This window comes from Pedobacter sp. 05L430 (genome assembly GCF_056397585.1).
Window position 1 is genome coordinate 1 of record NZ_JBFTNT010000023.1, and the last position, 10,809, is coordinate 10,809.

At 39.7% G+C, this 10,809-nt stretch carries 9 protein-coding genes; 4 read left to right on the forward strand and 5 right to left on the reverse strand.

The window, feature by feature from the left end; translation table 11 throughout:
- The coding region (locus AC1DG9_RS06630) for a hypothetical protein (RefSeq protein WP_477634434.1) at positions 1-1,277 on the forward strand (1,277 nt) is incomplete at its 5' end.
- A 52-nt stretch (positions 1,278-1,329) separates the two neighbouring features.
- Here the strand turns inward: AC1DG9_RS06630 and AC1DG9_RS06635 are convergent.
- From AC1DG9_RS06635 to AC1DG9_RS06645, 3 genes are all read right to left on the reverse strand, one after another.
- Positions 1,330-1,839 (reverse strand): cupin domain-containing protein, encoded by a 510-nt coding sequence (locus tag AC1DG9_RS06635; RefSeq protein ID WP_288880706.1) that lies wholly within the window; start codon positions 1,837-1,839, stop codon positions 1,330-1,332.
- A gap of 69 nt (positions 1,840-1,908) precedes the next feature.
- Positions 1,909-3,051, reverse strand: coding sequence for a PepSY-associated TM helix domain-containing protein (locus tag AC1DG9_RS06640; RefSeq protein ID WP_288880708.1), 1,143 nt, complete (start codon positions 3,049-3,051; stop codon positions 1,909-1,911).
- A 2-nt stretch (positions 3,052-3,053) separates the two neighbouring features.
- Positions 3,054-5,447: a TonB-dependent receptor gene (locus AC1DG9_RS06645; protein WP_337715369.1), complete on the reverse strand. Its 2,394-nt coding sequence runs from the start codon at positions 5,445-5,447 to the stop codon at positions 3,054-3,056.
- Between the two features lie 152 nt (positions 5,448-5,599).
- Here AC1DG9_RS06645 and AC1DG9_RS06650 point away from each other — a divergent pair, with 152 nt between their 5' ends.
- Positions 5,600-6,817 (forward strand): FG-GAP repeat domain-containing protein, encoded by a 1,218-nt coding sequence (locus AC1DG9_RS06650; RefSeq protein ID WP_337715367.1) that lies wholly within the window; start codon positions 5,600-5,602, stop codon positions 6,815-6,817.
- Positions 6,818-6,854: 37 nt separating this feature from the next.
- Here the strand turns inward: AC1DG9_RS06650 and AC1DG9_RS06655 are convergent, their stop codons facing one another.
- Together AC1DG9_RS06655 and AC1DG9_RS06660 are read right to left on the reverse strand one after the other, a co-directional pair.
- Positions 6,855-8,093, reverse strand: coding sequence for an RNA polymerase sigma factor (locus tag AC1DG9_RS06655; RefSeq protein ID WP_337715365.1), 1,239 nt, complete (start codon positions 8,091-8,093; stop codon positions 6,855-6,857).
- Between the two features lie 92 nt (positions 8,094-8,185).
- Positions 8,186-8,527 (reverse strand): YciI family protein, encoded by a 342-nt coding sequence (locus tag AC1DG9_RS06660; RefSeq protein ID WP_172660662.1) that lies wholly within the window; start codon positions 8,525-8,527, stop codon positions 8,186-8,188.
- 194 nt (positions 8,528-8,721) lie between these two features.
- Here AC1DG9_RS06660 and AC1DG9_RS06665 point away from each other — a divergent pair, with 194 nt between their 5' ends.
- A complete protein-coding gene (locus AC1DG9_RS06665) occupies positions 8,722-10,029 on the forward strand; it encodes a Gfo/Idh/MocA family protein (protein ID WP_288880718.1) in 1,308 nt (435 codons plus the stop codon).
- A 19-nt stretch (positions 10,030-10,048) separates the two neighbouring features.
- Positions 10,049-10,759, forward strand: a complete 711-nt coding sequence (locus tag AC1DG9_RS06670; protein ID WP_288880720.1) for a 3-keto-disaccharide hydrolase — start codon at positions 10,049-10,051, stop codon at positions 10,757-10,759.
- Positions 10,760-10,809 lie beyond the last annotated feature (50 nt).

Sequence of the window (10,809 nt, forward strand, 5' to 3'; positions counted from 1 at the left end):
CCCTTAACCAGAAAATTGAGCAAAGCTACGGATCAATTTCTGATCTATACAGTCAAATTCCTTTATTTAACGGTGCCAAAAATCTGCTTCAAAATGCTTCGAATACGCTAAATACAGTTACGGTTGATGCTCAACTACTAAAAAAATCGGGATACAACTATTTCTACTTAAATGGGGGAGGTAACATTAAACAAACACAAACCTTTACTAATCTTTATAGGGTAGATAATTTTAATCAAACCCTTCTTGGAGAAGATTTTCAAAATGATGTTGTTACGGATAGTCGGTTACTTTATCTAGCGGCGAAATATACTTTCGATAACAAAATTATCAAAGTGCAGGGTTTATTAAGGGGAAACATAAAACATATTAGTGTGTATGAGCAGGATAGCACCTACTTTTACTTACAGCCAGAACTCAACATCACTGCTAAATTAAGTGATTATCAGCAGCTGTCCTTAAATTACAAAATTCAGAATACCTCCACGGATGATTTTGATTATTACAAAAACAGTTTGGTAACAGATGTTAGGAATATCAATACAGGTTTAGATCGTATATATTACTTTAACAGCCATATCATACGGGCATACTATAACAACAGATCTTTTTCTGATAAATATTTTTCATTTCAGTTATCGGGCAATGCAAGCTATAGCGCATCAGGTTTTCTTACCGCTAATTATTTTGATAATACCTTGTTTTACACGCAACTGGATTTTTATAAGGGGATAAAAAAATTAGGAGGAAATGCTGTTTTTCAAAAATTTATCCCGGTTATTTCTACAGATTTCACCTTAAATTTTGGTCGATCCAAAACCAATTATTACGCATCAATTAGCAATCAAATAAATAATTATACTAATTTCAATAACGCATTTGATTTTAAGCTATCTACGGGCTTTAAATTTCCATTGAACTTTTCAGGACAATTTCAATATATCAAAGATGCCACTTATTTAGCCGATAATAGGATAAACAATAACATTGTCCGTAAATATTCTGCTGCTTCAAGGATTAAATTTGGTGGTGGTTTAACACAACTGGTTTCTTTTGACCTATATCAGCTTAACAAAACGAATTATCATATATTGAATTCGGAGCTCATATATCAGCCTAAAAACACACGCTTAAAATACAGCATTATAGGTAAAAACCTTTTTGATGTAAAAACACTAGTTAATAATTATGTCAGCAATGTTGTAAAATCTACTAGTAGTGCCTCGTTGTTGGGCAGGTACGTAATGTTTAATCTTTCATTGGCCATTGGCCAATAGTGTAGCAGTAATGTTCTATGATTTCGGTATTGCAGACTTCTATCCCTAGCTACTAGCCTAGAAAGTCTGGAGGATAGGTTTTCTGATTATATTTTAGGTCTATTTCTTTTAAAAATTCTCTTCGCTTGTCGTTTAATTCAGGAACTGGCAGAATCTGACCCGGCAATACAGGTACGCCTATTTCCTTAAATAGATTTTCCAGTCCTGCCGGTACCACCGTGCAGAGTAAGCGTGCATGGTTTTCAGAGATGTTTTTAAAACAGTGTACCGCCCCACCAAAGGGTATATTTACAAAGCCATCTTTACCAACAGTTTGCTTACCTGCTTCTGTTTTAAATTCCACTTCTCCTTCCAGAACGTGGAACATTTCCTGAGTTTCGGGATGGGAGTGGGGTGGTGGGCCTCCACCTGGAGGAACAGTCATTTCAATAACAGCATAGTTGCCATTGGTCTGATCTCCGGAGATTACAATTCTGTAATTGCCACCAGCTATCGCTAATGTTTCTCCTTCATCGCTACTGATAATCTTTACATTAGAATCCATATTATCTTCGATTTCCACTAAACATTTGATTAAAGTTAAAAAATGTTTTACGCACTACCAGGTGGCAATCAACTAAATTGAGGATACTTATCTCGACCGCTTTTTGTTCCCTTTGTTATACCACATTAAAAAGCCTGTGATGGGCATGCCGGCACAGATTAATGAAACAAAGAAAGCAAGTAGCTTGGTTGGGATGCCCGCATAGGCTCCGGTATGAATGTCGTAATTCATACTTCTGAATTTCTCACCACCCTTTACGTCCTGATCGCCGTACTTCATTAACAGTTTGCCGTTGTTACGGTCAAAATAATACCATTCGAACAGGTGTGTACGATTTTTGGCAAGCCGTACCTGAACATCCATTGGATCTGTATTCTTTTCGCGGAAGCGGATCGATAGTATATCTGCTTGAGGATGCAATTGGAAAAGATGAGTAATAGCGCTATCTGTTGACTGAGGATGGTAGGTCTCGTTGGGCGTAGATAATGGAATAATGCGCTTTTCAGCAGCTTTTCCGCCATTGGCCAGGAACTGAACAGACTGATCAGCCCAGGGAAAAGCGAAGACCAAACCTGTTACACAGATCAGAATCGCTGGAATCAGGATATAAAAGCCCGATACATTGTGTAAATCATAAATTCGTCGCTTTATTCCTACATTACGCTTAATTACAAGCCCTTTTTTGAAGGCTTTTGTCTTCCATTTCCGAGGAAACCACAGAATCAGACCGCTCAACAATAAAACAAAAAAGCATAGCGCCGAAATTCCTGTTACCATGCCGCCAACTGAGTCACCCAATAGTAGGTTCATGTGCAGGTTCAACACCAGTTGAAAGAATTCATTTCGCGTGTCTTCCACGTATACTACTTTTCCATTGTAGGGGTTCACATAAACCCTGTAATAATATTTGTAGTAGTTCCAGTGTCCGATGGCTTTCTTATCCGTTAGCGATGCACGAAATATCCAGGTGTGGCCTTTAGCAGGATAGATCTCACTGCGGGTAATCTTAACATCCGGCCCAAGCGCTTTTTGCGCCTGATTGCGCAGCTCACTGAAATTTAAAAAGTTGCGATTCCCCTCAGCTTCTACATAATATCGCTTATGATAAAAGTATTCTTTTAGTTCATCCGAAAAGACATTTATACAACCAGTTATACTAACAATCAAAACAACCAGGCCTGTAATCAGACCAAGCCATTTATGCAGCCAGAAAAAGAGTTTCCGCAGCATTATTAAAAGTTATAAGAAAGATTCAGACTCATGGTTGCGCCGTTGCCACGTACATATTCTGCATCAATGGCGCGGTACTGGCTTACTACCGGGTAATATGAACTATTCAGCAAATTTTCTACACCTAGTCCGGCTGACCACTTACTGTTAAATCTGTAGCCGGCCGACAGGTTGAAAAGACTTACCGGTTTAACCGGACCTTCACTGTTGGCATACAAACCATTAGCGCGTACATCAAAACGATCACGACCCTCGGTATATACCCAATATAGTTTCACATCAAGCGAACTCAACGGACGGTAGCCCAGGTAAGCAGTTGCTTTAGGTGGCGCAATGCGTAAACCATTCATATATACTTTTGTGCCGCCTGTTTGTTCTGCTTTTCCTTCTACATAAGAGTAGCTGCCTCCCGCTGTCCATTTCTGACTAAAGTATACATCAGCCGAAATTTCGTAGCCATGGATTCTTTCCGGTTCGCGCTGAGGTACAAGGTATCCTCCAACATCAACAAGGTTAGCCCCCAATTTAGAAGTACTTATATAATAAGATGCGGTTAAATTAACAATGCCTAGCCTGCTGCTGAAACCCGTCTCGTAATTATTGGTAATAATAGGATCTGTGGCAATGCTTTCCAGCGTATTGCTGGTTGCACTTCTTAAGATACGACCCAGCTCGTTGATTGCAAAGCCTTGAGAGAAACTTACAAAAGGATTAAAGATATCATATTTGTTGTATCTTAAACCAGCATTGAAAGTAGTGCTATGATAAGGAATCTTACCCCCGGTAACAGCAATACTGCCTTCGCCGTTAGGCCCTCTGGCAATAGTGCTGAAATCCTGTACTTTAACACGGGCATTTTCATAACGAACTCCGGCTTTCAAAACAAAATTGGTCATTATGTCCATCTTCATCTGGGCATATGGTGCAAGATTAAGCATGTTCATGTCCGGAATGTATACCCTGCCATCGGTAAGAACCTGATTGGTTCTGTCGCTTAACAGATCGAGTCCGTAAGTCAGTTCTCCATCGCCAAAAGCGCCCATTTTCCATGGGGTGTTCAATGTTAGGCGAACACCTTTTTTGAACGACTGTATTTTGGTTTGTCCCGGGCCGTACCAGGCCGTTGCTTTCTCCACATATCTGTTCATAGATATAAAGCTATTGTAATAAGCCGAAACATCAAGAGAACTGGCTAAAGGCAGCGCATCATTATGATAGGAAACCAAGGCATTGTGGTTGTACGGTGTACCTGCGGCTTCTCCGGGATCATCTCCTTTTTTACCTACCGAAGGGTTTTCGCCGTATTTGCCCGTTACGTTGATGTAATCGCTGCTTTGTACACTTCTAAACAGGTTATATGAAGCAATAATTTCACTATGCTCATTTGGTTTGTACGCAAGTTTAACAAAGGTATTATAAAGTGAATTCTCACCAAGTCCATCAGGCTGGGCATTCACGTTCCCTTTAGCATCCTTTAACACCCCGGTATAATTATATGTGCCATTAACCACATAGGAAAACTTATTTATCGTTCCTGAAAAAGTTTGCGAAAATCGGTATCCCGTTGTGTTTGACGGATGTGCCAGGTTACCATTTAATCCCACACTGCTGGTACCGCTAAACGTTTTATTAGCAGTGGGTTTTTTTGTGATAAAGTTAATAATACCACCTGCAGATCCATTACCATAAATAGAAGTTGCACCCTTAATGACCTCAACACGTTCAATAGCTGCCGGGTCAAGTGTACGGATATCACGACTTCCGTTCATAAGTGGCGTAGATTGGGGAATACCGTCAATCAGTACCAATACCTGACGGCCACGTAGGGTCTGTCCTGAATTGGTGGCCTTATTACTGGAAGTTCCCAATCCCGGTACGGTATTTCCAAGGATGGCGGTAACTGAAGGATTAACGTTCAACTGTTCCTTTACATCCCTTGCGGTAAGAATGGTAACTGAGGAGGGAACATCTTTCAGGCTTTCTGGTTTTCTACCAGCAGTAACAACCACTTCAGAAAGGGCATTTCCTGTTTCAAGCACAAAAGAAACTTCGGTGGTGGTATCAGCAATAAGCGTTACCTCTTTGACTAAAGTCTGATAGCCGACCAGGCTGACACTAATGCGGTGAGCACCGGCAGATAGATCCTTGATCAGGAATCTGCCGAGTTTATCTGTCGGAATGCTTTTGCCGCCACTCACGGTAACAGTTGCATATTTCAGCGGTTGGCCCTCAGTGTCATTGACTATGCCTGATAGCGAAGCCTTTGAATTGCCGTTTTGCGCAAATGAGATAAAAGGGGTTGCAATAAGAAGCAAGACTGATAAAATCAGTAATAATTTATATGTTAATAAAGAAGATAAGTTTTCTGCATGCGTTTTGATTTGGGAATCTGGCATATAATTATTCGTGTAAAGATTAAAACTGCCGCAAAGGTATTCTTATTTAGATTTAATACAAACAGCTTTTAACGAAAAATCATTTTGTTTTGATTTTCTTTTTTTGGTCTGCTCCGGGGAATGGAATAATGAAAATATGAGTAACTTTAGTTATGCAGCTTTCTCCATTCAGAAAATTCTATACGATTTCGGCTTTACTAAGCCTTGTCGTTGTTAATAATGCTTGTTCACAAAGTGTGGAAACCAAGTATTTCAAAGATGTTACCTTAACTCAATTGCCCATAGATGCAGAAGCACATGCTTTGGATGTGGTTTTGGCTGATGTGAATAAAGATGGTCATTTGGATGCTATACTAGCGTTGGAAAATTTGCCTAACCGATTGTATATAAACGATGGTACAGGAAAATTTACCTGGAATAAAGGTGTTTTTGCAGAAAAATCGCACGATACAGAACACGTACGTGCAGGAGATTTTGATAAAGATGGGAATCTGGATGTCATCTTCGTTGCCGAAGATGATCAAAATCATGAGTTCTATTTAGGAAATGGAGATGGAACTTTTAGAAATGTGAGTGAGAGACTGCCTGCAAAAAGTGAAGCGAATGGACTGGATATTGGAGACGTAAACGGCGATGGTTTATTGGATGTTGTTGTTGGAAACACCGGACCTACACCTCAGAATTTCTTGTGGCTAAATAATCCGGATAAGCCTGGGCACTTTATTGATTATACAAAAGAAGGATTGCCTGCACTCAGATGGGAAACACAATCTGTTAAGCTGACTGATTTAAACGGCGATGGGCATCTGGATTTAATTGCAGGGAATGAGGTTCCTCCTAATCGTTTATTATTTAATGATGGAAAAGGACGTTTCACCCAACAAGCAGAAAAGCTGGAGCTTCTGGTTCCTTTGCATACAAGAGAAGTTTTAGTATTTGATGCAAATGGAGATAAACACCCCGATATTCTATTTCTTAACCTAACAAGCAATGGGGGTGCATTTGAGAAAGATCCTACTGCCCGTTTGCTGATTAATGATGGTAAAGGAAATTTTAAAGATGAAACGGCAAAAAGGATTCCAAAGCAGCAATACTCTACTTATGCAGGGGCAATTTTTGACTTCAACCATGATGGTCACCCAGACATTATCTTAAGCGCACTCAAGATTCCTCCTTTTCAGCCGATGCAGGTTCAGGCATTGCAAAATGATGGTAAAGGGAATTTTAAGTTAGTGACCAACGAGGTTATTCCGGAATCTACTGTAGGCAGAAGCTGGGGTATAGCTATTGGTGATGTAAACAAAGATGGTAAACCGGACCTTTTTATTGGTCAATGGGGAACGCAAGCCAGATTGCTCTTGGGGAAATAAGGGCAGAGGATCGGCCTGAAAATAGAACTAGTTGATTCTAGTCAGAACCAAGATCACTTATGTTTTTTGATATTATCGTTTTATCAGCTTTTGATTTAGCTAGTTTTAAAGCATTTTGAAAATGGAACCGTGCCTTAGAGTTGTCAATTCCCGTATATAAATTACCCAGAAGAGCATGATATAAATGATTATCGTTCAGGTTTAGTTTCTCAGCCTCTATAATTGCTTCGTTCTTACCATTGGCTTTGGATAAGGCGTAGGTTCTGTTCAGTGCTGCAATTGGCGAGTATTCTAATTGAAGCAGCTTATTGTAAAGTTGCAAAATGCTTTCCCACTTTTCTGCCGAGTCTTGTTTATGGGTATGCCAATAGGCGATACCTGCTTCAAGATGGTACTTTGAAAGTTTATCCCCTACGGAGGCTTGATTTAAAAAGCATTCCCCCTGGGTAATGAGTTCTTCGTTCCAAAGGTTTTCATTTTGATTCTGATAAAGGATAGTTTCCCCGTTTACATTTACTCTTGCTTCAAAGCGGGACGCATGAAAGCACATTAGAGAAATTAGTGCATTTACTGCCGGTTTGTTTGTTGTTTTGTTTTCAAGTAGCAAATTAGTTAAACGCATGGCTTCCAGGCAAACCTCTTTTCTTAAGGTTACATCTTTTCCGGCCGAATAATAACCTTCATTAAAAAGAAGGTATAAAGTTCTTAGAACCATTTCTAATCTGCCTTCAATTGCGCCCTGATTAGGAAATTCGATTTTAACCTGTTCCATCCTAAGTTTTTCTTTAGCCCGAAACAGTCGCTTGTTAATAACCTCTTTGTTGGTTAAAAAGGCATTTGCTATTTCATCAATTCCAAAACCACAGAGCACGCGGAGAGATAAACTTATCTGTGCTTCAGAAGAAATAGAAGGGTGGCAAACTGCAAACATCATTTGTAACTGGCAATCTGAAATGTTTTGTTCCGACAGATCAATTTCAAATTCCTGAATTTCGGAGCTATTGTTTTGGAGGTGCGGCGTAATCTTCTGATCAAACAGCGTATTCCTTTTCAAATAATCTTTAGCCTTGTTTTTTGCTACAGTATAGAGCCAGGCAACGGGGTTTTCTGGCAAACCTTTAATCCCCCAGGTTTCAGATGCCATCAAAAAAGTATCGCTTGAAATATCCTCTGCAATTTCTATATGTTCCAGACCAAATATTTTAGTTAGTACAGCAGTTAATTTCCTGTATTCTGTTCTAAATAAATGCGGTATTAATTCTTCTGTTTGTTCCATAATAAAACTGATAGGTTAGATGCGCGAAAATGATAAGCCTTTGCAAATTACAAAGGCTTATCATTTTTTTAAACTAATCGTAGGATTATCGCTTACATAGGGTTAATTGCTCTAACCTCTACACTTCCGCCATTTTTAAAGATAGGGCAGCCTTTTGCCATTTCTGTAGCTTCTTCCAGTGATTCTGCTCTGACAAGCGTGTAGCCTCCAATTGCTTCTTTAATCTCCATAAATGGGCCGTCGGTAATTACATTTCCTGGTTTTACAGTATTACCTTCGGATCCCAGGCGATTACCTCGGTCAACCAGTTTGTTTTGTGCAGCAATACCGCCTATCCAATCCATCCATTTTTTAGTCTCGGCCTGCATTTCTTCAGGAGAACCTTTAGGTACAGCCTGATAATCATTTCTAAATACAAATAAGAACTCTTTCATTTTGCTTAAGTTTTAATGGTTAAAAACAGATGACGATTGTAATTTCTGAAATTGGACATCATCATGCAATTTCTTTATTTTTTAGGTAATCTTTTTGTGAATAATTCCATCTTTAGATAACTTAACATAAATTTAGTACAAAATGAAACTACTCCTGCCAGGGAGAACACAACCGAACAAATGAACCTAATATTATGACTAAAATTACAATTCCAAATTTAACAGATCGAAGATCATTTCTAAAGAAATCGGGTCTGGTACTTGTAGGAAGTACATTAGCTTATCAATCAGGCTTTGCTTCTCCATTGTTTTCTTCAGCAAAGTCTAAGCTTAAAGTAGGTCTAATAGGCTGCGGTGGTCGCGGTACAGGTGCTGCAGCGCAAGCATTGCAGGCAGATCCGGATGTTATAATTACAGCATTGGCTGATGTTTTTGAGGATAGATTGGAAGGCGCGTATGCGGCCCTTGTAGAAATTGGAGGTGATAGGGTTAAAGTAAACAAAAAGAATAAATTTATTGGGTTTGATGCTTATCAAAAGCTAATAGATTCTGGGGTAGATGTAGTTTTACTTACAACACCTCCAGCATTTAGACCTGACCATTTAACCGCTGCAATAAACGCAGATAAACATGTTTTTTGTGAAAAGCCCGTTGCGGTTGATGTGCCCGGGATACGTAAGGTTTTAGATGCGGCAAAAAAAGCCCGGGAGAAAAACCTTTCACTGGTGTCTGGTTTTTGTTTCCGTTACGATCTGCCAAGCAGGGCTACTTTCGGAAGGATTTTAAATGGAGATGTTGGCGACATCAGAACCGTTTCTACATTCAGGAATGGGGCGGGAAATTGGTCAAACCCTCGTCAGCCGGATTGGACCGATCTCACCTATAAAATGCGTAACTGGCATTACCACAGCTGGCTTTCGGGCGATTTTATAACAGAACAGGCAGTTCATAGCCTTGACCTGATGTCGTGGGCAATGGGCGGAAAAATGCCGGTTAGTGCGACAGGGACAGGTGGCAGACAAGTTCGTGTGGATGAAATCTTTGGTAATATATATGACCATTTTGCAATCGAGTATGAGTATGCTAACGGAGTTAAGGGATACCATTTTTGCAGGCAGCAGGAGGGAACATCGCATCGCAACAGCGTAGACGTTTTAGGCTCAGATGGAAATGCAGTTATTAATGTTGGCAGCAAATACGAAATAACCGGGAAAAACAAATGGATTTATAACGGAGAGAAAAACAATATGTACCAAACTCAACATAATGAACTTTTTGCTGGTATAAGAAGTGGAAATCCAATAAACCAGGGCGAAGAAATGGCAAACAGCACTCTGTTGGCGATTTGGGGACGTATGGTTGCATATAGTGGCCAAACGCTGACATTAGAACAGGTCATGAAATCAACCGAAACGCTAGGCCCAAAAATAGAGGATTATCATTGGGATCTTAAATGGGAAGACCATCCGGTAGCTTTGCCTGGTATCACCAAAGTAATTTAACCAACCTAAAACGATAGATATGAAAATATTAAGTGGGATAGGTATGGCCTTTCTGTTTCTTTTACTTTGCAAACCATCATTATATGCACAAGCAAAATCTATTAAATTTGGGACTGAGTTAAAATTTGAGCAAACAACCAGTGGTGATAAAGCTAAGGGGCAGTCGATTAACTGGATAAATGTAAATACGGATCCTGATACCTGGAGGGTAGATAAAGATCTGCTCATTTGCAAAGGCAAGCCCATTGGCGTTATGCGCTCAGAAAAGCTATATGAGAATTTTATACTACAGGTTGAGTGGAAGCACATGGAAGCTGGCGGAAATTCGGGAGTATTTGTATGGAGTGATGCAAAACCGGGAGCRGAAAATCGACTGCCTGGTGGCGTAGAAGTGCAGATGCTTGAACTTGACTGGGTAAACCAGAATATTACTAATGGTGAAAAGCCACCTATTGCATATGTTCATGGCGAACTTTTTGGGGTTGGGGGTGTACAAACAGTTCCGGATAATCCAAGGGGCGAACGCAGTAAATCTGTAGAGAATCGTTGCAAAGGAAAAGGCGAATGGAATAGTTATACAGTTGTTTGTGTGGATGGAACCATCAAATTATCGGTAAATGGCAAGTTTGTAAATGGGATAAGTAAATCAACCGTAAAGAAGGGGTACCTGTGTTTAGAATCTGAGGGTGCTGAGATTCATTTTCGTAACTTAAAAATAACTGAATTATAATTGATATTGGGTTATAGTATTGAAAAAAAATCCCAATTTCGTAAGTTGAA